General features: G+C 45.8%; 17 protein-coding genes. 5 read left to right on the forward strand and 12 right to left on the reverse strand.

Annotated features, from left to right (window positions below):
- Positions 1 to 36 precede the first annotated feature (36 nt).
- The 4 genes from mutT (at position 37) to carB (ending at position 6,244) form a co-directional block, all read left to right on the forward strand.
- On the forward strand, positions 37 to 435 hold the full coding sequence (gene mutT, locus NL647_RS15905; RefSeq protein WP_009697612.1) for an 8-oxo-dGTP diphosphatase MutT: 399 nt from the start codon (positions 37 to 39) through the stop codon (positions 433 to 435).
- Positions 436 to 548: 113 nt separating this feature from the next.
- Positions 549 to 1,358 carry a 4-hydroxy-tetrahydrodipicolinate reductase gene (dapB, locus tag NL647_RS15910; protein WP_009702641.1) on the forward strand — a complete coding sequence of 270 codons (810 nt, stop codon included), beginning with the start codon at positions 549 to 551 and terminating at the stop codon, positions 1,356 to 1,358.
- Between the two features lie 481 nt (positions 1,359 to 1,839).
- Positions 1,840 to 2,994 (forward strand): glutamine-hydrolyzing carbamoyl-phosphate synthase small subunit, encoded by a 1,155-nt coding sequence (gene carA / locus NL647_RS15915; protein WP_005447811.1) that lies wholly within the window; start codon positions 1,840 to 1,842, stop codon positions 2,992 to 2,994.
- 16 nt (positions 2,995 to 3,010) lie between these two features.
- Positions 3,011 to 6,244, forward strand: coding sequence for a carbamoyl-phosphate synthase large subunit (gene carB, locus NL647_RS15920; protein WP_005447814.1), 3,234 nt, complete (start codon positions 3,011 to 3,013; stop codon positions 6,242 to 6,244).
- Positions 6,245 to 6,325: 81 nt separating this feature from the next.
- Here the strand turns inward: carB and NL647_RS15925 are convergent, their stop codons facing one another.
- The gene (locus tag NL647_RS15925) at positions 6,326 to 6,718 is read right to left on the reverse strand and encodes a hypothetical protein (RefSeq protein WP_172458590.1); all 393 of its coding nucleotides are present in this window, start codon (positions 6,716 to 6,718) and stop codon (positions 6,326 to 6,328) included.
- A gap of 622 nt (positions 6,719 to 7,340) precedes the next feature.
- Positions 7,341 to 7,769 carry a hypothetical protein gene (locus tag NL647_RS15930; protein WP_145994114.1) on the reverse strand — a complete coding sequence of 143 codons (429 nt, stop codon included), beginning with the start codon at positions 7,767 to 7,769 and terminating at the stop codon, positions 7,341 to 7,343.
- A 446-nt stretch (positions 7,770 to 8,215) separates the two neighbouring features.
- Between NL647_RS15930 and NL647_RS15935 the strand changes: the two genes are divergently transcribed.
- Positions 8,216 to 8,995, forward strand: coding sequence for a TSUP family transporter (locus NL647_RS15935; RefSeq protein ID WP_253650385.1), 780 nt, complete (start codon positions 8,216 to 8,218; stop codon positions 8,993 to 8,995).
- On the opposite strand, the gene NL647_RS15940 is transcribed toward NL647_RS15935, so the two are convergent.
- The 10 genes from NL647_RS15940 to gltB (NL647_RS15985) all read right to left on the reverse strand — a co-directional run bounded on the left by NL647_RS15940 (position 8,931) and on the right by gltB (NL647_RS15985) (position 26,053).
- Positions 8,931 to 9,791 carry a LysR family transcriptional regulator gene (locus NL647_RS15940; protein WP_017190088.1) on the reverse strand — a complete coding sequence of 287 codons (861 nt, stop codon included), beginning with the start codon at positions 9,789 to 9,791 and terminating at the stop codon, positions 8,931 to 8,933. The genes NL647_RS15935 and NL647_RS15940 overlap by 65 nt on opposite strands.
- A gap of 122 nt (positions 9,792 to 9,913) precedes the next feature.
- Entirely contained in the window at positions 9,914 to 10,534 is a 621-nt protein-coding gene (locus NL647_RS15945) for a TRIC cation channel family protein (protein ID WP_017190089.1), read from the reverse strand.
- Between the two features lie 77 nt (positions 10,535 to 10,611).
- Complete coding sequence (gene btuF, locus NL647_RS15950) at positions 10,612 to 11,436, reverse strand: vitamin B12 ABC transporter substrate-binding protein BtuF (protein WP_053049200.1); 825 nt, start codon at positions 11,434 to 11,436, stop codon at positions 10,612 to 10,614.
- Entirely contained in the window at positions 11,436 to 12,389 is a 954-nt protein-coding gene (locus NL647_RS15955) for a cobalamin biosynthesis family protein (protein WP_009697615.1), read from the reverse strand. Before NL647_RS15955 ends, btuF begins: the two co-directional genes overlap by 1 nt.
- 14 nt (positions 12,390 to 12,403) lie before the next feature.
- A complete protein-coding gene (gene mtnN, locus NL647_RS15960) occupies positions 12,404 to 13,099 on the reverse strand; it encodes a 5'-methylthioadenosine/S-adenosylhomocysteine nucleosidase (protein WP_005447825.1) in 696 nt (231 codons plus the stop codon).
- 65 nt (positions 13,100 to 13,164) lie between these two features.
- Positions 13,165 to 13,593: a DUF1499 domain-containing protein gene (locus NL647_RS15965; RefSeq protein ID WP_005447833.1), complete on the reverse strand. Its 429-nt coding sequence runs from the start codon at positions 13,591 to 13,593 to the stop codon at positions 13,165 to 13,167.
- A gap of 91 nt (positions 13,594 to 13,684) precedes the next feature.
- Complete coding sequence (locus tag NL647_RS15970) at positions 13,685 to 15,097, reverse strand: FAD-dependent oxidoreductase (protein WP_005447834.1); 1,413 nt, start codon at positions 15,095 to 15,097, stop codon at positions 13,685 to 13,687.
- Between the two features lie 20 nt (positions 15,098 to 15,117).
- Positions 15,118 to 19,581 (reverse strand): glutamate synthase large subunit, encoded by a 4,464-nt coding sequence (gene gltB, locus NL647_RS15975; protein WP_253650386.1) that lies wholly within the window; start codon positions 19,579 to 19,581, stop codon positions 15,118 to 15,120.
- A 452-nt stretch (positions 19,582 to 20,033) separates the two neighbouring features.
- Entirely contained in the window at positions 20,034 to 21,503 is a 1,470-nt protein-coding gene (locus tag NL647_RS15980) for a glutamate synthase subunit beta (protein WP_253650387.1), read from the reverse strand.
- A complete protein-coding gene (gltB, locus tag NL647_RS15985; protein ID WP_005447837.1) occupies positions 21,503 to 26,053 on the reverse strand; it encodes a glutamate synthase large subunit in 4,551 nt (1,516 codons plus the stop codon). Before gltB (NL647_RS15985) ends, NL647_RS15980 begins: the two co-directional genes overlap by 1 nt.
- Between the last annotated feature and the right edge of the window lie 87 nt (positions 26,054 to 26,140).

Below are 26,140 nucleotides of genomic sequence, written 5' to 3' on the forward strand. Positions count from 1 at the left end.
GCTCTTTTTGTATCGATGGATCTAGGAACGAATCTAATGAAAAGAATTCATATTGTTGCGGCAATCATCTTTAACCAAGATAAATCGCAAATCTTCATCACTAAACGTCCAGATGACAAACACAAAGGAGGATTCTGGGAGTTCCCTGGTGGCAAAGTAGAGCAAGGTGAAAGTGTTGAGCAAGCGATGATTCGTGAGCTGGAAGAAGAGATTGGTATCACAGTGACAGAGCAATCCCTATTTGAACACTTGGAATATGACTATCCAGAAAAGTCTTTGAAGTTTGATTTCATGACAGTATCTCAGTTCGATAACCAACCTTATGGTCGCGAAGGTCAAGAAGGACGTTGGGTTGATGTTGCTGCATTACTTGATTACACCTTCCCAGAGGCAAACGTACCGATTCTAGAGCGAGTGATTAAAGAGTTTTCTTAACTCGCTGCGAACTATCTTGTGGTTAACACGGGATATTGTTAGTTTAAAAAGATTCGGCGAAACGAAAGAGGACGAGGCAAGCCTCGTTTATCCAGAGAAGGAGAGAAAGCGCAATGGTTCGTATTGCAATTGCAGGAGCTGCTGGCCGCATGGGTCGCAACCTAGTTAAAGCATCGCATTTAAACTCAGAGGCATCCGTGACTGCGGGATCTGAACGTCCAGAGTCTTCGCTAGTTGGCGTAGATGTTGGTGAGTTGTGCGGTGAAGGTAAGTTTGATGTCTTTCTGACGGATGATTTAGCAAAAGAGGTCGACAACTTCGATGTTGTTATCGACTTTACGGCTCCAGTGAGCACGCTAGCGAATCTAGAGCTTTGCAAACAACATGGCAAGAGTATCGTCATTGGCACGACTGGCTTTAGCGAAGAAGAGCGTGAATTGATCGATGCTGCTGCGAAGCAAGTGCCAGTTGTGATGGCTCCTAACTATTCAGTCGGTGTGAACCTTGTCTTTAAGCTTCTCGAGAAAGCGGCCAAAGTGATGGGGGATTACTGTGATATTGAGATTGTTGAAGCGCATCACCGCCACAAAGTTGATGCTCCGTCTGGTACCGCGATTGGTATGGGGGAAGCGATCGCAGGAGCGATGGGCAATAAGCTAAGCGATGTTGCCGTTTACGCTCGTGAAGGTATTACGGGTGAGCGAACAAAAGATGAAATTGGTTTTGCTACGATCCGTGCTGGGGATATTGTAGGTGAACATACTGCAATGTTTGCTGACATTGGTGAACGCGTTGAGATTACTCATAAAGCGACCGACCGAATGACCTTTGCTAATGGGGCGGTAAAAGCCGCAGTTTGGTTGCATGCTAAGCCAGCAGGTTTTTATACCATGACTGATGTTCTCGGGCTTAATGAACTGTAAATACATAATTATTCGCCGGCGTAAGCCGGCTTTTTTGTTTTTGGAGAAAATTATGTAAACAAAATGGTTCCATAAGGTCGCAAGACTTCTCATGGTTTTATTGTCATTTTGTGTACTTGACTTGTAAAAATGGCTGTAAGCCCTAAAAGTTGCAGTTGAAGTTGCGGGATGAACGTTTGCGCAAAAATCTCACAAAAATTTGTGATCTTCAATAAGTTCAAATTTGTAAAATTCACAAAAAAGTCATGGTAAGTGATCTGTAGATAGCTAAAACTTACTTTTTTAGGGCTTTTTCTGTTGAAACGTCATTACTCGCTAGAAAGTACCAATTTATTTTTCAATGTGTGTTGACAGTTTCAAAGTCCGTCTTTAGAATACCGCCAATTTGTCAAAAATACCTGTTTATGTAAATTATCAAGGTAAAGGAAGGCAAATTTGCAGCTTAATTTATTTTTTATGCATTTTTATTCTGGAGGTTGTCTTGGGTAAATTAGCACTGTTAGTCCTAGAAGATGGGACAGTGTTCCGCGGTGTTTCCATTGGAGCAGATGGTATTTCCGTTGGTGAAGTTGTTTTTAATACCTCGATGACGGGGTACCAAGAAATTCTCACTGATCCTTCCTATTCTCAACAAATCGTTACTCTTACTTATCCTCACATTGGCAATACCGGAACCAATTCCGAAGACGAAGAATCTTCTTCAATCCACGCACAAGGCCTTGTGATTCGCGATCTCCCTCTTATCGCTTCTAACTTCCGTAATGAACAATCCCTTTCTGATTACCTCAAGTCGCAAAACATCGTCGGCATTGCAGACATCGACACGCGTAAGCTAACTCGTATCCTGCGTGAAAAAGGTGCTCAAAACGGTTGTATCGTAGCTGGCTCTTCTATAAACGGAGAGAATCTAGACGAAGCTTTGGCACTAGCGAAAGCAAAAGAATTCCCTGGTTTGAAAGGAATGGATCTTGCGAAAGAGGTTACAACAAAAGAAGCGTATCAATGGAAACAAGGTTCGTGGACGCTTGAGGGTGGACTTCCAGAAGCGAAAGACGACAGCGAATTGCCATATCACGTTGTTGCCTACGACTTCGGCGCAAAACGTAACATCCTGCGCATGTTGGTTGACCGAGGCTGCCGCCTAACGGTTGTTCCTGCTGAAACTTCAGCAGAAGAAGTTCTGGCTCTAAACCCAGATGGCGTTTTCCTATCAAACGGCCCTGGTGACCCAGAACCATGTACTTACGCGATTGAAGCGACAAAAGTATTCCTAGAAAAAGGCCTGCCAATCTTTGGTATCTGTCTAGGTCACCAAATCCTTGCGCTAGCATCGGGTGCACAAACAGTGAAAATGAAGTTTGGTCACCACGGCGCAAACCACCCAGTAAAAGATTTGGAGCGTAATGTTGTGATGATTACGTCGCAGAACCACGGTTTTGCCGCAGACGAAGCAACACTACCTGAAAATCTACGTGCTACTCACGTATCGCTATTTGATGGCTCTCTACAAGGTATTCACCGTACAGACAAGCCAGCATTTAGCTTCCAAGGTCACCCTGAAGCGAGCCCAGGTCCACACGACGCGGCACCGCTATTTGACCACTTTATCGAACTAATCAAAAAACACAGCGCTTAATTCGGAGTAGTAGATAATGCCAAAACGTACTGACATTCAAAGTATTCTTATTCTTGGTGCTGGTCCGATTGTTATCGGTCAGGCATGTGAGTTTGACTACTCTGGCGCACAAGCGTGTAAAGCACTGCGTGAAGAGGGTTACCGAGTTATCCTAGTGAACTCTAACCCTGCAACCATCATGACTGACCCAGACATGGCGGATGCAACTTACATCGAGCCAATCCAATGGGAAGTGGTTCGTAACATCATCGCGAAAGAAAAACCGGATGCAGTACTACCTACAATGGGTGGTCAAACTGCATTGAACTGTGCTCTAGACCTAGAGAAATACGGCGTTCTAGAAGAGTTCGGCGTTGAGATGATTGGCGCAACGGCTGATGCAATCGACAAAGCGGAAGACCGCTCTCGTTTCGATAAAGCGATGAAGTCTATCGGCCTTGAGTGTCCACGTGCGGATACTGCTAAAACGATGGAAGAAGCTTACGCTGTACTCGATATGGTTGGCTTCCCTTGTATCATCCGTCCATCATTTACTATGGGTGGTACTGGTGGCGGTATTGCATACAACAAAGAAGAGTTCGAAGAAATCTGTCGTCGCGGTCTAGACCTGTCGCCAACTAACGAACTTCTAATCGATGAGTCTCTTATTGGTTGGAAAGAGTACGAGATGGAAGTGGTTCGCGACAAAGCGGACAACTGTATCATCGTATGTGCGATTGAAAACTTCGATCCAATGGGCATCCACACGGGTGACTCAATCACGGTTGCACCAGCGCAAACACTAACAGACAAAGAATACCAGCTAATGCGTAACGCATCTCTAGCAGTACTGCGTGAGATTGGCGTTGAAACTGGTGGTTCTAACGTACAGTTTGGTATCAACCCGAAAGATGGCCGCATGGTTATCATCGAGATGAACCCACGTGTATCTCGCTCTTCTGCTCTAGCTTCAAAAGCAACAGGTTTCCCAATCGCTAAGATTGCAGCGAAACTGGCTGTTGGCTTTACACTAGACGAGCTAATGAACGACATTACTGGTGGCGCTACACCAGCATCATTCGAACCAACCATCGACTACGTAGTAACTAAGATTCCTCGCTTTAACTTCGAGAAATTTGCAGGTGCTAATGACCGCCTAACGACGCAAATGAAGTCAGTTGGTGAGGTAATGGCAATTGGTCGTAACCAACAAGAGTCACTACAAAAAGCACTTCGCGGTTTAGAAGTTGGCGCTACTGGTTTTGACGAGATGGTTGACCTAGATGCACCAGACGCTCTGACGAAAATTCGTCATGAGCTGAAAGAAGCAGGCGCAGAGCGTATTTGGTACATCGCGGATGCATTCCGTGCGGGTATGTCAGTCGATGGCGTATTCAACCTAACGCAAATCGACCGCTGGTTCCTAGTTCAAATCGAAGACATCGTGAAGCTTGAGCAAGAGCTAAAAGCAAAAGGTTTCGCTGGTCTAAACAAAGAAGAACTTAACAAGCTGAAGCGTAAAGGTTTTGCTGATGCGCGCCTATCTAAAATTCTAGGTGTAGCGGAAAGCGAAATCCGTCGTCTACGTGACCAGTACGATATTCACCCAGTGTACAAGCGTGTTGATACGTGTGCGGCTGAGTTCTCATCTGATACAGCTTACATGTACTCATCTTACGATGACGAGTGTGAAGCTAACCCAACAGACAAAGACAAGATCATGATTCTAGGCGGTGGTCCAAACCGTATCGGTCAAGGTATTGAATTTGACTACTGTTGTGTACACGCATCGCTAGCACTACGTGAAGATGGCTACGAAACTATCATGGTTAACTGTAACCCTGAGACTGTTTCAACAGACTACGATACATCTGACCGTTTGTACTTCGAACCAGTAACACTGGAAGACGTACTAGCAATCGCACGTGTTGAGAAGCCAAAAGGCGTTATCGTTCAGTACGGTGGTCAAACACCACTTAAACTGGCTCGTGCACTTGAAGCAGCTGGCGTGCCAATCATCGGTACTAGCCCTGATGCAATCGACCGTGCAGAAGACCGTGAGCGTTTCCAAGTTGCTGTCGACCGTCTAGGTCTTCTACAGCCAGAGAACGCGACAGTAACGACGATGGAGCAAGCAGTAGAGAAATCTCGTGAAATCGGTTACCCACTGGTTGTACGTCCTTCTTACGTACTTGGTGGTCGTGCGATGGAAATCGTATACGATGAGCAAGATCTACGTCGCTACTTCAACGAAGCAGTAAGCGTATCAAACGAATCTCCAGTACTACTAGATAGCTTCCTAGACGACGCAGTTGAAGTCGATATCGATGCTATCTGTGACGGTGAGCGTGTGGTTATCGGCGGTATCATGGAGCACATCGAGCAAGCGGGTGTTCACTCAGGTGACTCAGCATGTTCTCTTCCTGCATACACGCTAAGCCAAGAAATCCAAGACGTAATGCGTGAGCAAGTTGAAAAGCTAGCGTTTGAATTGGGTGTTCGTGGTCTGATGAACACGCAGTTCGCGGTTAAGAACAACCAAGTATACCTAATCGAGGTTAACCCTCGTGCAGCGCGTACGGTACCGTTCGTATCTAAAGCAACTGGTGCGCCAATCGCTAAGATTGCTGCGCGTGTAATGGCGGGTCAATCGCTAGAGTCTCAAGGCTTTACGAAAGAAATCATCCCACCGTACTACTCTGTAAAAGAAGTTGTACTGCCATTCAATAAGTTCCCAGGTGTTGACCCACTGTTGGGCCCTGAAATGCGCTCTACTGGTGAAGTTATGGGTGTTGGTGCAACGTTTGCAGAAGCTTACGCGAAAGCAGAATTGGGTTGTGGTAACATTTACCCAGAAGGTGGTCGTGCACTTCTTTCTGTTCGTGCAGGTGACAAAGAGCGCGTTGTGGACCTAGCGTCTAAGTTGACAAAACTTGGTTACCAGTTGGATGCAACACACGGTACAGCTGTCATTCTTGGTGAAGCTGGCATTAACCCACGTCTAGTAAACAAAGTACACGAAGGTCGCCCTCACATTCTTGACCGTATTAAGAACAACGAGTACACCTACATCGTAAACACGGCTGCTGGTCGTCAAGCGATTGAAGACTCTAAAGTTCTGCGTCGCGGTGCACTAGCTGAGAAAGTGAACTACACGACAACACTAAACGCTGCATTCGCGACTTGTATGGCACACACGGCAGATGCGAAGAGCACAGTAACTTCGGTTCAAGAGCTACACGCAAAAGTGAAAGCTAGCCTAGAAGCGTAATAGATAAAAATCAGTAAGCCCGAAAAATAGGGCTTATATGACAACCTCATTGCCCGCTCATTTGAGCGGGCTTTTTTGTCTTTAAGGTTGCTTAAAATGGAGAGAATTGAAGTGCGCTAAGAAAGCCTGATAGAGCGGACTTTTGTACAGCATCAAACTAATGGCTGAAAGTAACGTCCCTAAAGATGAAGAAATAGCACTGCCATTTGCAATAACAAAATTAGAGCTACAAGTAACCAGAATAAATGCAATAGTGATCAAATTTACCTTAGCTGCAATACTCAAGCCTTTGCTAATCGTTAGAATGTTTGGAACACATATTACTATTGCAGTTATTGTGCCGAAGAGAATTAAGTAAATATCAACCCCAATTCTTCGCTTGATAGAAAAACATTCATTCCAGATGTTTAGGCTTATTGCTAGACCTACAGTCAAGCATAGATATAAAGCAATAGGGAGAAACCATTTAGTCATGCGACCCTCTTTAATTCTTAAGTTGAAACTTGATATGTATCCGATTTCGAGAGTAATTTATAAGGAGTCGCGCTCCATACATTAAACTCTATTTTTTATTTTGTATGATCTTTTCTCCAATAAAAAATTGTAAGTTGATTCGTCTTTGCTAAATATATAGTTATTAGACTTAGCAAATACATCAGCTAAGATAATTGCAGGGTATAATGATAAAAAAGTAGTTATGGAGAGTGCTAAAAAAATCTCACTTGATTTTTTGAATTGGCTCTTAGTCAAAAAGTTGTTTGATATAATTGAGATAACTAGTATTCTCAAGCATTCAAAAAGAATGAAACTCGCTCCAAACATATATACATATACTTGATCAAAGGTTGCTATTTCACTTTTGGTGACTATATTGTCATAGAAGTCGACGATACCTTTAAATGAGTATATAAATAGAGAGATTGATGATGTGAGTAAGAGTATCAAGTAGAATAATGCTTGCGTTCTATCGTAGTTACCATGCTTCATCATAATACCCATTTACTCATGTGTTAATATTCCATTTCTAGTATCACAACCTATTCTTATCGAATGTAGAGGATGATTACTCCAAATAATATTGGTTTTCTAATTCTTATCACTTTATATAAACGTAGTTCTTATCATACAGCCAGGATTGACTTAATTTTTCTGAGTATTTATATCCATTTTCTAGTGCTACTTTTTCTAAATAGTAGCTAACAGGGTATGGTGATATTATAGATGTGAAGAATATTATAAAAAATATTTTTAATGTCACTTCATTTGTTTCTTTGGAGAATTTTTTATCTCTAATTAATGCAACTAAAGAGTAGCAGGAGAAAAGTATAAATAATATTGACCCAGAAGTTAAGGCTATGGATGAACGTGAAAAATTCACACTTCTCTCTTCAATCTCTATGTTTCTGATGAAATTAAATATTTCATTAAATGACATGTGTATCATTGAAACTCCTAACGTGGAGAAAATTATAGCGGATAGAAATATATATGTTTTGTTTTCTAACCTTTTTTTGTTGTTATTCATTTTAAAGACATCTCCTCATCCAGTTTTGATTTTTATAAATTATTTAATTTAAATTTCCAATGTCCTCATTAAGGTTTGAGCTTTATCATATTTTGAATGGCTTCTTAACTTAGAGATTAAAATTCATATAAGAATATATTTTTTCTAGATAATTTGTCTTGAGAAGTTACTATGATACATAGCGTTTTATTTTTATGGATTAATAATTATTTTGCATCAATTAATTGATGGGGATAAGGCATATTTGTTATTTAATGGGCGGAGTTAAAAGTCTTTGTGTAATAATCTATTTTGTTATTTATTGTTTTTTAAGTTAAATGATGTGTTTTTTAAGTTAAATGATGAAAATCTGGAATAGGTTGGTGTCTTGAGTTTCCTTTTGTTCGTCTGTCAGACAGTGCTATCGTTGCTCCATCTTGGTTACAAATATTTACAAGGACGCACAAGTGGAAATTACGTTCGAAATCTTAATTGCATTGTTTTTTGTCGCATCTGCTGCGGGATTTATTGATGCGATGGCTGGTGGCGGTGGTCTCTTGACGCTCCCTGCTTTGTTGGCCGCAGGGTTAAGTCCTACTCAGGCATTGGCGACCAACAAACTCCAAAGCTCGTTTGGAAGCTTTTCTGCCAGTTGGTACTTTGTGCGTAATGGTATTGTTAGCCTGAAAGAGATGCGCTTAGCGATTCTATGTACCTTTATTGGTTCTGCCATTGGTGCAGAGGCTGTGCAGTTTATCGATGCCGGTGTGCTCACTAGTCTTATCCCAGTCTTGCTGATCGCGATTTCTCTCTACTTTTTGCTTTCTTCAACCTCGAAAGCGGCTGAAGGTGACCCCAAGCTTTCTGAAGCGATGTTTGCTTTGTGTGTTGGTGGGGGTGTAGGCTTCTACGATGGTTTCTTTGGACCAGGCACTGGCTCTATCTTTGCTCTTTGTTTTGTCGCACTAGGTCACTTTTCACTGGTTGATGCGACTGCCCGCACTAAGATTCTTAACTTCACCTCAAACATTGCGGCGCTACTGTTCTTTATTCTTGCTGGTTTACCTGTGTGGGAAATCGGCCTTACCATGGCCGTAGGTGGCTTTATTGGTGCTCAGCTTGGTGCCAAAGTTGTCGTCACCAAAGGTCAAAAATGGATTCGACCTTTAGTCATTACCATGTCTATGTTGATGGCGACAAAACTTCTTTGGCAACAACATCACCAATGGTTTCTATCACTGTTTTAACTCTTGGCGACTGGTACACGTTCTGCCTAACGCAGATATGAATTGGTCGAATCAAAGAGGTCAGTGGCTCAAACATAAAGCAGTTATCGCCAGGAATCTTCAACGCTCTGACGATTGATAGCGGGATTAATGCAGGAGCTGCTCCTCCCAGTGCGAGTTGGGCTGCCGCTGTGTAGGCATCCATTTCCATCAATGGCTTAATACCGATTTTCTCTAATGCTGGCAGTTGGTAGCTATTGGATGGATTGGTTAAATCATTTGTGATTACTTTTTTCGGGAGCGTATACAGTGGTTGATCACTAACGAGGAAAAAAGGCTCATCACATAAGTGGAAAGCCATCAAACCATGATGCGGTGGCAATAGCCCTGCACAAAGCCCAACGGTCGCTTTACCGGATTGAACTCGCTCAACGATTCTAGGGCTGTGGTTAGTGGTTATGGTTAAGTACTGGTCTTGTTTGAGGTAATCACCAATCGTTTTCCCGAGATAACCTGCAATGAGAGACTTTGAGCTATCGAGGGTGATTAAAGACGTATCTTCTAGTTCTTGCTGTTCATAGATAAGACCACGTAACTCATTAAAAGAGGGACCAATATTTTCGATCAAAGCCATGCCATCAGGTGTGAGTTTAATAGTTCTCCCTGACGGTTCTACTAGCTTCTTTCCCAGTTTTTTCTCTAGATTCGCGATGCGTTTACTTACCGCAGATTGGCTGATATACAGCAAACTCCCTGTGCGGCTCATGGTTTTCGCTTTGCTTAAAACTAATAGTGTTTCGATGCCTTCCAGTAACATGTCTATCCATGAATGTTGGGAATAATAGCCTTAATATAACTAAGCTCAGAATCAGAAGCGACTGACGTTTACCAAAAAAAAGCCGTCGGTTATGACGGCTCTTTTCAATCAATAGGTGAACATTATCGATTTATGGCGAAGGTTGGCAGTGATAAGTGCCAGCGAATCGCCCCAAGGCGAATAATCAATGTTGAAACGACGCCTGCAAGTAGGGCGAAAGAGTGGTCATGACCCATGCTCAATGCGGTCGTGTGAAAAATACCACCGATGATACATGCTGTCGCATAGACTTCGCTTCTCAAAACCATCGGCACTTCACGTGCTAGCACATCGCGAATGATGCCGCCGCCACAGCCAGTAATGACGCCCATGATAACTGCCACCATGCCGGATGCATTGTAAGCTAGGGCTTTTTCAACACCGATACCAACAAATACTGCCAAACCAATTGCGTCACATACAGGAAGGACCCACCAAGGTAGACGTTTAGGGCGACGAACTAAAATCATGGTTAATAAACAGGTAATGAAAATTACCCATAGATAGGTCGTGTCAGTAATCCAGAATACAGGGGTAGCGCCAAGCGCCATATCACGAATAGTGCCACCGCCAATAGCAGTCACACTACCGAGCACGATCACACCGAAAGGATCCATCTTTAATCGACCTGCGAGCAAAACTCCAGAAACCGCAAAGACAGCAGTACCGAATAAATCGATCATATAAAGCAGCATGGAGTCCATGTTACTTGGTACCTTATAAACAAATTGTGGGGGAACAGAAATGGGACGGAAATTGTACGGGATTTCCAACGAAAACGTTAGCGTTTTTGCCGAACGCTTTCAAAGTGTTCACACACCTCTGTGATCGCGTTTAAGGTTCTTGGGGTCGGGCGGTTGATCCAATCGGAATTAAGTGACCAAACATGACCATTTTTTAATGCAGGGATGTCGCTCTTCCATTCTGCCCACATTCCATCATTACTCATGGCATGGCGAGAGGTAAACAGTACTTCAGGCTGGCGAGTAATCACTTGCTCGATGCTGACTTGTGGGTAAGGGGCACTGCCTTTGGCAAAGATATTTTCACCACCACAGAAGGTGAAGACTTCACTTGGCCAGTTCTTGCCCGCAACGGTGATGATCGGTTTTTCACTCAACTGATAGAAGTAGCTAACTTTATCTTCGGTATTGTACTTTTCTTTTAACGCTTCTAACTGTGCACGAAAATCTTCAGCGGCTTTTCGTCCTACTTCCGGCTTCTCACTGTATCGGCTGAGTTGTTCAATATTCTTGGCAATATCCTCTAACGTTCCTGTTGTTGAGTAGTAAATCGGAATGCCAAACTGCTTGAGTTTATCAAGTTCTTTGGCTGGATTACCTGCAGGCCAAGCGATAACTAAATCGGGTTGAAGGGCGATGATGCGTTCGAGTTTAATGCCTTGATAGTTTGATACTTTTTCTAGGTCTTTGGCTTGCTCGGGGTAGTCACTCATCTCACTGACCGCAATCAGCTTGTCTCCAAGACCAGCTGCATAGGCGATTTCTGTTGCATGTGGCGCTAGGCTGATGACTCGTTGAACAGGTTCATTGGCAAAAGAAACAGCAGAGAAGATAAGAGGAAGGGCAAAGCAAAGATTTTTCATTATAGTCCTTGATAAATGAATCCGAGAATTAGGCTTTGGATAACTATCCAAGCAAAGATACGCCAAACTATCAGTGTTTGGATTTGCGCTAGATGAATGGCTGATGGTGCAATACGCCCCCCAAGTTTTGCACGTTCGGCTCGCAGTCCTTGATACAAAGCTGGACCACCAAGTGACAATTGAAGCTTGTTACCAATCGAGCACAACAACCATGCCGGTCCAGGAAGCGGCCAAGATTTCGCTTGTTGAAGCATAGCAGTTGAAACGCTTGACACGTTTTTACCCGCACCAATAAACATCGCGAATAAGCGTAATGGAATGATTTCTAGGACCGCCGTTAATTGAATAACTGGTTTGCCAAATGGTGAATATTGACGTCGACTAGGAGACCATGCTCGAGCTAACTCAGCAGTAAGACGATACATCAACGCGCCAATTCCACCAGTTACTCCATACCAAAACAGCACACACACTACGTTACGTCCGTAACCCATGATGATGGTTTCTGCTCCAGCTTTACCAATGCCTAGTAGCGATAAGCTCTCTGTATCGCGGTTCAGGTAAGGCTTGAGTAGTGCTCGGCATTGTACTTTATTCTCATTCGACATTGCGGTGACGAGTTGTTTAGCAAGTGATTCATTGTTTCGCCAGTCAAGAGCAATCAGCAGTAATGCCAGCTCAAATAGCGGTGCTTGCCAAACTAAAGGCTTCATCGCGAGCAGTAATATCAAGCAAGGCACAAGCATAAGAAGAAGAGCGAGTCCGCCAGAGATGATACTTTGCGAGTAGTTGTGGTTGTTATTGACCTTGTTAGCCAGTTGTTCGGCGAATTTATGCCAAAGCGTCACTGGATGCGCAGCGTGCGGTATGGGGAGCAGGAGATGGAATAATAATGCGCCCCACATGACGAGGAGCGCACCATTGGCATAAAACTGCTGAAAGGTTTCTTCCATGAAATTCGACAGACTTACTTAGTCAGTTCCAACATTTTGAATACCATTTCTGAAGAGCTTTTCGCCGCTAGCGGTAAGAACTCTTCGAAGCTCATTGGTGATTCTTTGTCTGCTACGTCAGAGATAGCGCGCACAACAACAAACGGCGTGTTGAATTGGTGACAAGTTTGAGCGATAGCAGATGCTTCCATTTCTACAGCGATAACTGAAGGGAAGTGTTTACGGATAAACTCTTGGCGTTCTGCCGTGCAAACAAACGCATCACCAGTACAGATCAGGCCGCGAACTGCGTGAGTGTTTTCCATTTGAGCCAATGCTTTTTCAGCAAGGTCCATTAGCTTCTCATCTGCTTTGAATGCCGCTGGTTGACCTGCCATTTGACCCATTTCGTAGCCAAACGCGGTTACGTCTGCATCGTGGTGACGAACTTCTGTTGAGATAACAACGTCGCCTAGGTTTAGGCTTGAGTCGAAACCGCCCGCAGAGCCAGTGTTGATAACCACATCTGGTTGGTATTCGTCTAGCAGAATGGTTGTACCAACTGCTGCTGCTACTTTACCGATGCCAGATTGAAGCAGTACCACATCAACGTCGTTAATCTGACCAGAGAAAAACGTGCAACCTGCTTTGTTCACTGTTTGGCAGTTTGTCATTGCTTCTTTCAGGATGGTGACTTCTTGTTCCATCGCACCGATGATACCAACTTTCATAACACTCTCTTTCGATAAAAATTTAAGTTGGCGAGAGTATACCACTCTGCACCAATATGTGGTCGTTATTTGATTAACTCAGCATTCATCAGCAGTGAACGTAATTGTTCAGCACGCTTACGGTTCACGCCAAAGTCTGAATAGCCAACACGAGATTCTGAGCGAACAATTAGCTGATCGCCTTCTACCTTAAGTTCTAAATCGTCCACAAAGCGCATGATTTTAGATGTGCACTCTACGCGTATGTAGTTGCCTTCTTTCACCGCTGTTTTCGCACCTGGCAGTTCAAGCGCAATTTGCTCAATAGCATCGATGTTCGCTGAATCAGTCAGGGTGAATGGCGTTAGGTTGTATTCTGCACGCGTATCTTGAGTGGAGACGCAGTTTGGTTTGTCACCACAAGGTGATTGAGAACGATCCGTCATGGTTGTGACTCCTTGGCTACAAGCGGTTAAGCCGAGCAAAGTGATGGAAAGGAGAGCGGCTTTTTTCATTGTATTTACTCTTATAATTTTGCTTCTAATTATATGGATACAAAAGAAAAAGGATCCAATAATAGGATCCTTTTTGTGATGTTAGCTGTGATTAAACTTCGAGGTAATCGAGAATGCCTTCTGCTGCTTTTCGTCCTTCATCAATTGCAGTGACGACTAGATCAGAGCCTCGCACCGCATCGCCACCCGCGAAGATCTTTTCATTGCTGGTCTGGAATTGGAACTCTTGTTTCGCAGGGGCTTTGATACGACCCCATTGATCTAAATCGACATCAAACGGAGCTAACCAGTCCATTTTGTGTGGCTGGAAACCAAACGCCATGATCACGACGTCTGCCGGTAGAACGTGTTCGCTGCCTTCGACGGGCTCTGGACGGCGACGACCCGCTTCATCAGGCTCACCAAGAGCGGTTTTCACCACTTTGACACCCGAGACCTTACCTGACGCATCGACTTCAATTCCTAAAGGCTGAAGGTTGAACATAAACTTCACGCCTTCTTCTTTGGCGTTTTTCACCTCGCGGCGAGAGCCGGGCATATTGGCTTCATCACGACGGTAAGCACATACCACGTTTGACGCGCCTTGGCGAATAGAGGTACGAACACAGTCCATCGCGGTATCACCACCTCCGAGTACAACTACGCGCTGCTTTGCCATGTCGATAAAAGGTTTGTCGTGCTCCAAGCCCATGACCTTGTAAGTATTTGAAATCAAGAATGGCAGAGCGTCGTAAACACCCGGTGCACCTTCATTTTCTAGTCCCGCACGCATGTACTTGTAAGTACCAACCCCCAAAAAGACGGCATCGTACTCATCAAGCAGTTCTTGCATCTGCACATCTTTACCTACTTCGACATTCATCTGAAACTCTACGCCCATTTCGGTGAAGACGCGGCGGCGGTTTTCCATCACGCCTTTTTCAAGCTTGAACGAAGGGATACCGAAGGTCAGTAGGCCGCCAATTTCAGGGTAGCGGTCAAACACCACAGGTTTCACGCCATTGCGCACTAGGATATCGGCAGCAGCCAAGCCTGCTGGACCTGCACCAATGATGGCAACCTTTTTATCGGTCCACTCCACCTTAGACATGTCAGGCTTCCAGCCCATTTCGAAGGCTTTGTCGGTAATGTATTTTTCAACGTTACCTATAGTGACGGCGCCAAAGTCTTCATTGAGAGTACAAGAGCCCTCACATAGACGATCTTGCGGACACACTCGACCACAAACTTCAGGCAAGCTGTTAGTTTGGTGCGATAGCTCTACGGCTTCGAGGATACGACCTTCATTGGCAAGCTTTAGCCATTGTGGGATGTAGTTGTGTACTGGGCACTTCCATTCACAATATGGGTTACCACAATCCAAGCAGCGATCCGCCTGTGCAGTCGCTTGTTGCTTGGTAAATGGTTCATAGATTTCAACGAATTCGATCTTACGAACTTTGATAGGCTTCTTCGCAGGATCTACGCGTTGAACATCGATAAATTGATAAACGTTCTGACTCATGATTCAAACATCCTCCATGATTACTGGGCTTGAACGCGCAGTTCTGCGGCACTGCGACTCTGGTGACCAAGTAGCGTGCGCAAGTCCGCCGCTTGTGGTTTCACCAAGTAGAACTTTGGAATCCATTCATCAAAGTTCGCCAAGATATCTTCTGCGTGGCTAGAGCCGGTTTCTTCGAGATGTTCGGCAATCAGGCCACGCAAGTGCTCTTGGTGGATGTAGAGATCTGACAGAGATATCGCTTCAACCGATTCGTTGTTCACGCGACCTTGGAAGTCTTGGTTCTCATCCAATACGTATGCAAACCCGCCGGTCATGCCTGCGCCGAAGTTCACGCCAGTCGCACCTAGAATGGCAACAATACCACCGGTCATGTACTCACAAGCGTTATCACCAGCGCCTTCAATGACGGCAATCGTACCTGAGTTACGTACGCCGAAACGCTCACCTGCTTTACCTGCCGCAAACAGTTTACCGCCGGTCGCGCCGTACAAACAGGTGTTACCAATGATGGCCGCTTCATTACACTTAAATGCAGTGCCAAGGTGAGGTTTGATAACCACCTTACCGCCAGCCATGCCTTTACCTACGTAGTCGTTGGCATCACCAGTGAGGTAAAGCTCTACGCCACCTGCGTTCCAAACGCCAAATGACTGACCAGCTGTGCCGTCCAAATGCAGCTTGATTGGCGTTGCCGCCATGCCTTGGTTGCCGTAACGCTGAGCGATTTCACCTGATAGGCGAGCACCCACAGAACGGTCGGTGTTGATCACGTTGTAGAAGAAGCTAGCAGATTGACGTTTCTCAACCGCTTGCAGCGCGTCTTCAATGATCTTGTTGTTTAGCTCTGCTTTATCAAATGGTGTATTTGGCTGTGTCCAATAAAGAGGGTGCCCTTCTGGAGAGACTGGTGCCTCAAGGATATTCGACAAATCCAGCTTGGTTTGTTTTGCTGTCAGACCTTCAACGGTCTCCAATAAATCGGTACGACCGATCAAGTCAGTTAGTTTTTCAACACCAAGTTCAGAGAGTAATCCGCGTACTTCGTCCGCCAGACCAATGAAGTAGTTCATCACCATTTCCGGAAGACCTTTGAAGTACTCTTTACGCAGCGTCTCGTCTTGAGTTGCAACACCAGTAGCACAGTTGTTGAGGTGACAAATACGTAGGAACTTACAACCCATTGCCACCATTGGCGCAGTACCAAAACCGAAGCTTTCGGCACCGAGAATTGCCGCTTTCACCACGTCCAGACCGGTTTTTAGACCACCATCTACCTGTAGACGAATCTTATGACGTAGACCATTAGCAACCAGTGCTTGTTGTGTCTCTGCCAGTCCCAATTCCCAAGGGCTACCAGCGTATTTCACTGAGGTTAGTGGACTTGCTGCAGTACCACCGTCGTAGCCCGAGATGGTAATGAGATCAGCGTAAGCTTTCGCGACACCTGTTGCGATGGTGCCGACACCTGGCTCAGAAACTAACTTCACCGAAACCAATGCGTTTGGATTGACTTGTTTTAGGTCGAAGATCAGCTGGGCTAAGTCTTCAATCGAATAAATATCGTGGTGTGGAGGAGGGGAGATCAGAGTCACCCCCTGTACCGAATAACGCAGTTTTGCGATTTCTGCGGTGACTTTGTGTCCCGGTAACTGACCACCTTCACCCGGCTTCGCACCCTGTGCGACCTTGATCTGCAGTACGTCTGCATTGATTAGGTAGTGAGGCGTAACACCAAATCGACCTGAAGCAATCTGCTTGATGCGTGAGTTACGCTCTGTACCGAAGCGACGTGGATCTTCACCACCTTCACCTGAGTTAGAATAGCCACCAAGGCGGTTCATCGCTGTTGCAAGTGCTTCGTGTGCTTCTGGGCTAAGTGCACCAATGGACATTGCCGCCGAGTCAAAACGTTTGAAGAGTTCTGTGCTTGGCTCGATTTGCTCAAGTGGTAATGGGGAATCTGATTTTTTCAGCGCCATTAAGTCACGCAGCATGGCAACAGGACGTTGGTTCACCTGTTTAGCAAAGCTCTGATAATCGTTGCTTTCGCCTGATTTCACCGCAGTTTGCAGTGTGCCAACCACGTCTGGATTGTAGGCGTGATATTCACCACCGTGGACATATTTCAATAAACCACCATGCTCGATGGCTTTACGTTTCGCCCAAGCTTTGCGAGAAAGGTTGTACAAGTCTTGTTGGAAGTCGTCGAAATTTGCGCCTTCAATACGAGTTGTTACACCTTTAAAGCACAAATCGACCACTTCTTGGCTCAAGCCAACTGCTTCAAACAGTTGCGAGCAACGGTAAGAGGCGATGGTAGAAATACCCATTTTCGACATGATCTTGTACAGACCTTTATTAATGCCGTATTGGTAGTTTTGCATCACATCGCGATAGTCTTTTTCTAGCGCTTTATCATCAATGAGTTTACCTAGCGCTTCATAAGCAAGGTATGGGTAAACGGCAGTGGCACCAAATCCAAGCAAGACGGCAAATTGGTGTGGGTCACGTGCCGTGGCTGTTTCAACAACAATGTTGGCATCACAACGTAAGTTCGCATCGATCAGGCGAGTTTGAACAGCACCGACCGCCATTGCCGCAGGAATTGGCAGTTTGCCTTTGACTAAAGCACGATCCGAAAGCACCACTAGCACGGTGCCTTCACGCACCACGTGTTCTGCTTGCTCACACAGATCATTAATGGCTTGTTTAAGATCTTTCTGTTGTGGATCGTAGTTGATATCGAGAATGGTATTACGATAGTAATTGTCTCCAAGCTCGAGTAATTGCTGCATGTCTGAGTAAAGTAACACTGGTGAATCGAAGGTTACTCGGTGCGCGTGTCCATCAGTTTCACAGAAGACATTCATCTCTTGACCGATGCTGGTTGCTAGTGACATCACGTGTTTTTCACGCAGTGGATCGATCGGCGGGTTGGTTACCTGCGCGAACTTCTGACGGAAATAGTCAGTCACCAAGCGCTCTTTAGAGGATAAGACGGCCATCGGGGTGTCATCACCCATAGAGCCGACCGCTTCTTGTCCCATATCACCGAGAACGCGCAACACTTGATCGACTTCTTCGTTGCTCATGGCGAATTGCTTTTGGTAAGTCTTAAGCAAGTCTTCATCAAAGCTGCGCTCGCCAACTTGCTCTTCTGGTAATTGAGCAAAAGGTGTGAGTTTGCGAACGTTGTTTTCCATCCATTCGCGATAAGGGTGGCGAGATTTCAGATCGTTATCGATCTCACTTGATTGCCATAGTTTGCCTTTGCGAGTATCGACAACCAGCAGTTCGCCAGGACCAACACGCCCTTTTTCGGCAACCTCATCCGGAGCGTAATCCCAAATACCGATCTCTGATGCTAGAGTGATCAGCCTGTCTTTAGTTATCACATAACGTGCAGGACGCAGACCATTACGATCTAAGTTACATGCGGCGTATCGACCATCGGACAGAACAATACCTGCCGGACCATCCCATGGCTCCATATGTTTGGAGTTGAAGTCATAAAACGCTCGCAGATCTGGGTCCATATCTGGGTGGTTTTGCCATGCTGGTGGCACAAGCATGCGCATGGCACGGAAGATATCCATACCGCCTGCTAAAAAGAGATCCAACATATTATCTAAGCTGGAAGAGTCTGAGCCAGTCTCGTTCACAAATGGTGCCGCAGTTTGTAGGTCGGGCAGCAGTGGTGATGAGAACTTGTAAGCACGAGCGCGAGCCCATTGGCGGTTACCTTCAATGGTATTGATCTCACCATTATGAGCGAGGTAACGGAACGGTTGAGCCAGAGGCCAACGAGGTTGAGTATTGGTTGAAAAACGCTGGTGGAACAGGCAGATAGCAGATTCCATGCGTAGATCAGCAAGATCAAGATAGAAGCGCGGTAAGTCCGCAGGCATGCACAAGCCTTTGTACACCAGAACTTGTGTCGACAAGCTACAGATGTAGAAGTCAGGATCTTCTGTAATTTGTTTCTCGATGCGACGGCGTGCGATATAGAGGCGACGTTCAATGTCACGCTCGCGCCAACCTGCTGGTGCAGAGATAAAGACTTGTTGAATGTCTGGAAGTGAATCAGCAGCGATCGGACCGAGTACTTCTGAATTAGTTGGAACTTCACGCCAGCCCGCTACGGTTAAGGTCTCTTGAGCCAGTTCTTTGTTTACGATGTCTTTGGTGAGTTGAGCTTTCACCGGATCTTGGTTAAAGAAAATCATCCCCACGGCGTATTGCTTGCCAAGGTTGAAGCCATTTTCTTCGGCGATAAGGCGTAAATAGGAATCGGGCTTTTGTAGAAGAAGACCACAACCATCACCGGTTTTTCCATCGGCGGCGATGCCACCACGGTGGGTCATGCGATCAAGTGCAGAAATTGCTGTACGTACCAGCTTGTGACTTTGCTCGCCTTCCATGTGCGCGATTAAGCCAAATCCACAGTTGTCTTTCTCAAGACTTGGATCATAAAGAGCCATTGCAATTCTCCCTTTGCTTATCTGTCATCCCGACAGATATATCAACACTGCTCAAGTTGATAATGATGACTAACTATGCGTCACTTTCTAAGTTTTATGTATATCTATTCAATAAAATTCGTCAAATATCTTAACAAAAATTGTGTGTTTTATTTTCACCAACTTCACAAGCTATAGCTTATTGTAAAAAAGGTCAAGTTATTAGTGAATAATCACGTGAATATGCGATTTACCATTTAATTGGCTAAAATAATCTAATAAATTCAGTTAGATAGAAAAATAATTGTTACAAAAAAGTAACATTTGATTCTAGCAGGAATAAAAAAGACCAGCACAAAATGCTGGTCAAAATAAAAAGGTTGGAAGGAACTGTTTTCTTTCTTTGCTACCAGCCATCGATACTACTGATGGCTGGGTTTAATGCTCAGAAAGAGGAAGTGAGAACACTCCCTTTACGCAGAAAGCATCAGTGAATCTGCTTTTGCTTCTAGGTTTGTGCCACCCATTAAATAGTCATCGATAGCACGGGCACATTCACGACCTTCGTTGATACAACGAACAACCAGAGATTGTCCTGTTCGCATATCACCAGCTGCAAATACGCCTTCTTGGTTTGTAGCAAAACCTTGGGTTGCTACATTACCGCGATCATCGAGTGCAATATCCAATTGAGCAAGTACACCTGTTGGTTCTGGGTGCAGGAATCCCATCGCTAGGAAAGCCATATCACATGGGATCACTCGCTCACTGCCTTCTACTTCTTTGAAGCTCGGACGTTCGCCTGGTTTCGCATCTTGCCAAACGATGTCAGCTAAACGAAGACCTGTAACTTCACCCTTGTCATTGCCAATGAACTCTTTGGTCAGGATGTTCCAGTGACGATCAACACCTTCTTCATGAGAGGTCGAAGTACGTAGAATCATTGGGTACTGTGGCCATGGCATGTTAGCAGGGCGCTTCTCTGGTGGAATCGGCATGATTTCAACCTGAGTGATGCTTGCTGCGCCATGACGGTTAGATGTACCCACACAGTCAGAGCCGGTATCACCACCACCGATCACCACAACATGCTTACTCGCAGCGTGAAGTTCTTCACCCTTAAGATCCATATCATTGGCACGACGGTTGTTTTGACCTAGGAACTCCATTGCAAAATGGACGCCTTTTAGTTTACGACCCGGAACGGGCAAATCACGTGGAACAGTTGAGCCACCAGTCAGCAGAACCACATCGAATTCTTGACGTAGTTGCTGGGCATTCACATCGACACCAACGTGTTGATTTACTTTGAATTCGATACCCGCTTCTGCCATCAAGTTGATTTTGCGGTCAATCACATCCATACCCAGTTTGAAGTCTGGGATACCAAAACGCAGTAGACCACCCACTTTCTCGTCTCGCTCGAATACAGTCACAGTATGACCAGCGCTATTTAGCTGCTCGGCAGCCGCAAGACCTGCAGGACCTGAACCGATGATCGCAACAGTTTTACCTGTGCGAGAGCGTGGTGTTTTTGGTTTGGCGTACCCTTCTCGATATGCCGTTTCTACGATGGTTTTCTCGATATTACAGATAGTGATCGGGTCTTGGTTGATGCCAAGTACACAAGCACTTTCACATGGTGCTGGGCAAACACGACCAGTAAACTCAGGGAAGTTATTAGTCGAGCTTAGAATGTTCCATGCTTCTTCCCAGCTATCACGATAAACTGCGTCATTAAACTCTGGGATGATGTTACCGATAGGGCAGCCGTTATGACAAAACGGCACACCACAATCCATACAACGAGAAGCCTGAGTATTGATCTTGTCACCAAACTCCTCGTTCAGAACGAACTCTTTGTTGTTCTTGATGCGTTCAGCTGGGTCGATCTTCTGTGGTAGTTCACGACCATGCTCTAAAAATCCAGTAGGCTTACCCATTATACGGCCTCCGCTTGAGTTTCGTTTCCTTGAGACTGTGCTTCAGCTTTACGCTTTTGAAGAACCGCTTTGTAGTCACGCGGCATTACCTTAACCATAGAGGCTAGGCTTGCTTCAAAGTTGTCTAGGAAAGACTGAGCGACTTCACTTCCTGTGAATTGAACATGCTTAGTTAGCATGTCGAGTAATAGATCTCTGTCTTCTTGCTCGATTGGATCTAGGTCTACTAGCTCTGGGTTCAGTTTTGACTCAAAGTCACCTGATTTATCCCATACGTAAGCCACGCCGCCGCTCATACCTGCGGCAAAGTTACGACCTGTTGAACCAAGGATAATTGCAGCACCACCAGTCATGTATTCACAACCGTGATCACCGACGCCTTCTACTACTACTTTCGCGCCTGAGTTACGAACACAGAAACGTTCACCAGCCATACCACGAATGAAAGACTCACCCGAAGTTGCACCGTAGAAACACACGTTACCAACCACGATGTTGTCTTCCGCGACAATACTTGATTTCGCATCTGGGTAAAGTACTAAGGTGCCGCCAGATAAGCCTTTACCCCAGTAGTCGTTCGCATCGCCTTCTACTTCGAACTTCACGCCCTTAGCTAGGAATGCACCGAATGATTGACCCGCGGAACCTTTGAACTTCACGTTCATTGGCTGAGGTAGACCGGCATCTTTATACACTTTCGAGATTTCGTTCGACAACATGGTACCTGCAGAGCGGTCCGTGTTGACGATAGGGAACTCGGCATTCACCGCTTCGCCTTTCTCGAGTGCAGGAATCGCTGCTTGAATCAGCTTACGGTCTAGCACTTCTTCTAGGTTGTGGTTCTGCTGAGCTTGGTTGAATACGCCATCGGCTTCGCGTGGCTGTTCAACGTGGAGAACAGGAGACAGATCTAGGTTCTTGTATTTCCAGTGAGAAACGTCTTGGCGAATCTTCAGTTTCTGACCTTGACCGACCATCTCATCGATAGTGCGGAAGCCAAGTTCAGCCATGATTTCACGCAGACCTTGTGCCATGTATTGGAAGAAGGTTACGACGTCTTCTACGCGACCATCAAAGCGCTCACGAAGCGTCTTGTTTTGAGTCGCGATACCAACAGGACAGGTGTTCTTATGACACTTACGCATCATGATACAACCTTCAACCACCAATGCTGCGGTTGCCACGCCCCATTCTTCTGCACCAAGTAGTGTTGCGACTGCAAGGTCACGAGGTGTCTTCATCTGACCATCCGCTTGAACCACGATACGGTTACGTAGACCGTTCTTCAGTAGCGTTTGGTGCGTTTCTGCCAAGCCAAGTTCCCAAGGAAGACCGGTATGACGGATTGAAGACATTGGGGATGCACCTGTACCACCGTCGAAACCTGCGATAAGTACAACGTCCGCTTTCGCTTTCGCTACACCAGAAGCGATCGTACCTACGCCTGCTTCTGATACCAGCTTCACGTTCACACGACCCGCGCGGTTCGCGTTCTTCAAGTCGTAGATAAGCTGAGCCAAATCCTCGATTGAGTAGATATCGTGGTGTGGCGGTGGCGAGATAAGACCGACGCCCGGAGTTGAGTGACGTGTAGCACCGATCCAGTCATCTACTTTATCGCCTGGTAGCTGACCACCTTCACCTGGCTTCGCACCTTGAGCCATTTTGATTTGCAGCTCTTCAGCGTTAGTTAGGTAGTAAGAGGTTACGCCGAAACGACCTGAAGCCACCTGCTTGATCGCAGAGCGTTCCCAATCGCCGTTCTCTTTGCGCTCGAAACGCGTTGGGTCTTCACCACCTTCACCAGAGTTCGATTTCGCGCCAAGACGGTTCATCGCAACAGCCAGTGTGGAGTGTGCTTCGTAAGAAATAGAACCAAATGACATAGCACCCGTCGCGAAGCGTTTCACGATGCTTTCAATTGGCTCGACGTCGTCGATAGAGATAGAACCTGCTGGGTTCTTAATGAATTCTAGCTGGCTGCGTAGGGTTACCGCGTTATCGCCTTGCTTATCTACTGCTGTCGCGTATTGCTTGAACTGATCGTAGTTCTTGTTGCGCGTAGACTCTTGCAGTAGAGAAATGGTTTCTGGGTTGAAGAGGTGCTTCTCGCCACGCTGTTTCCATTGGTAAACACCGCCTACATCCAGCATTTGAATTGGGATTTCGCGTTGTGGGTAACCGATGCGGTGACGGATAAGTACTTCTTTGGCGATATCATCAAGGGTTAGACCTTGGATACGAGAAACCGTACCTGTGAAGTACTTGTCGACCACTGATTTGTGGATACCCAAGGCTTCGAAGATTTGCGCACCGTGGTATGACTGTAGCGTAGAGATACCCATCTTCGAGAAGATCTTCAGAAGACCGCCATTGATCGCTTTACGGTAGTTGTTGAACAGATCGCGAGGGTTCGCTTCTGGATCCAACTTCTTCGTACGTTGAAGTTCAATGATGGTTTCAATCACTAGGTAAGGGTTAACCGCATTCGCACCGTAACCAAGTAGTGTTGCAAAGTGGTGCGTTTCACGCGCATCACCGGTTTCAACCACGATGTCACACTTCGCACGTAGACCCTTGCGGATCAAGTGGTGGTGCACTGCGCCAACTGCCAGCATTGCTGGGATCGCCGCGTGGTTTGAATTTACTGCACGGTCAGTTAATAGGATGATTGAGTAACCATCGATAACCGCGTCTTCTGCGTATTGGCAGATACGTTTTAGTGCGCGCTCAAGCTTGCCTTGATCTTCATTAGCTTGGAACACGATATCCAACGTCTTCGCTTGTAGGTGCTCGTTATCGATCGCACGCAATTTCTCAAGCTCAGAGTTCGCCAGAACAGGCGATTCCAATTCTACTTTCTGACAGTGAAGTGGTGTTTCAGTCAGAAGGTTTTGGTCTTTACCCAAGTAAGTGTTCAGTGACATAACCATACGCTCACGGATCGGGTCGATCGGTGGGTTGGTTACCTGTGCGAACAGTTGCTTGAAGTAGTTTGAAAGATGTTGAGACTGATGAGATAGAACCGCAAGAGGCCAGTCTGCACCCATGGCTGATAATGGCTCTTTCGCATCATTCGCCATTGGAACGATGATTTCGTTCACTTCTTCAGTGCTCACACCGAAAGCTTGTTGACGGTGCAACAAACGCTCAGGAGAAGGTTGGCTGAACTGGTTGCTTGCATCTGGCAGCTTCTTCAAGCTCAGTAGGTTTTCTTCTACCCACTTCTCGTAAGGCTGCGCCGTTGCAATGGTGTCTTTCACTTCTTCATCAGAGATGATGCGGCCTTGCTCTAGGTCAGCAACGAAGATACGACCTGGCTGTAGACGCCCACGGAACTCTACGTTCTCTGGTTCAATGTCTACCACACCAGATTCTGATGCCATCACTAGGAAGTTGTCTTTGGTCACTGTGTAGCGAGAAGGGCGTAGACCGTTACGGTCGAGTGTCGCACCAACTTGAACACCGTCAGTAAAACATACTGAAGCAGGACCATCCCATGGTTCCATGATGTTCGCGTGGTACTGATAGAACGCGCGACGTTTAGGATCCATGTTTTTGTTTTCTTGCCATGCTTCCGGGATCATCATCATCAATGCGTGTGGCAGGCTACGACCAGAAAGAACTAGGAGCTCAAGTGCCATATCGAAGTTAGATGAATCCGAGCTACCTTCCTGACAGATTGGAAGAAGCATGTCGATTTCAGCCTGAGTAAATAGGTCTGATTCTAAGATTGCTTCACGGGCTTTCATCCAGTTCAAGTTACCGCGAACTGTATTAATTTCACCGTTGTGGGCAATGTAACGGAAAGGCTGTGCAAGACGCCATTTCGGGAAGGTATTGGTAGAGAAACGAGAGTGTACCAGTGCCAGTGCAGTCACCATGGTTGGGTTTTGCAGATCAAGGAAATACTGAGGTACTTGCTCGGTTGTTAACTGACCTTTGTACACCAATGTCTTGTAAGACATTGAGTTAATGTAGAAGTCGTCACCAATGTTCGAAACGCTTTCTAGGCAAACTCGCACTGTGTAGTTACGAAGTACGTACAGTTTGCGTTCTAGCTCTTCAGGTGTGATGCCTGGACCACCAGAGATAAACACATGCTCAAACTGAGGCTCTGTGCTTAGCGGGTCGGCACCGATCATTGAGTTGTCGGTTGGCAAAACGCGGTAGCCGATAACTTCAAGGTCTAGACGCTGTGCGTTGCGTTCTAGAATATCTCGGCATTGTTCGCGTTTGTATTCGTCTTTCGGGAAAAGAACGACACCAACACCATACTTTTCAAATGAAGGCAGTTTAATGCCTAGCTTAACGGCTTCTTCTAATAGGAATTCATGAGGTTTTTGTAGCAAGATACCCGCACCATCACCGCTGCATGGGTCACAACCTTGACCACCACGGTGTTCCATGCGAGCCAGCATATCCAATGCTTGAGTCACTACTTCATGAGATTTACGGTTTTTAAGGTGAGCAACAAAACCGATACCACAAGCGTCATGCTCCAGTTCCGGAGTGTACAGACCCTGTGAATTTTGCTCTCTATCTACCATAGATACATCCTTCCAGTTCAATGTCGACGCAAGAACCCCGGACAGATCTCGACTGTCTTAGGTACGCTCTGTACGTCTTGTCCTTTA

This window comes from Vibrio sp. Y29_XK_CS5, from assembly GCF_024181835.1.
GTDB lineage: Bacteria > Pseudomonadota > Gammaproteobacteria > Enterobacterales > Vibrionaceae > Vibrio > Vibrio harveyi.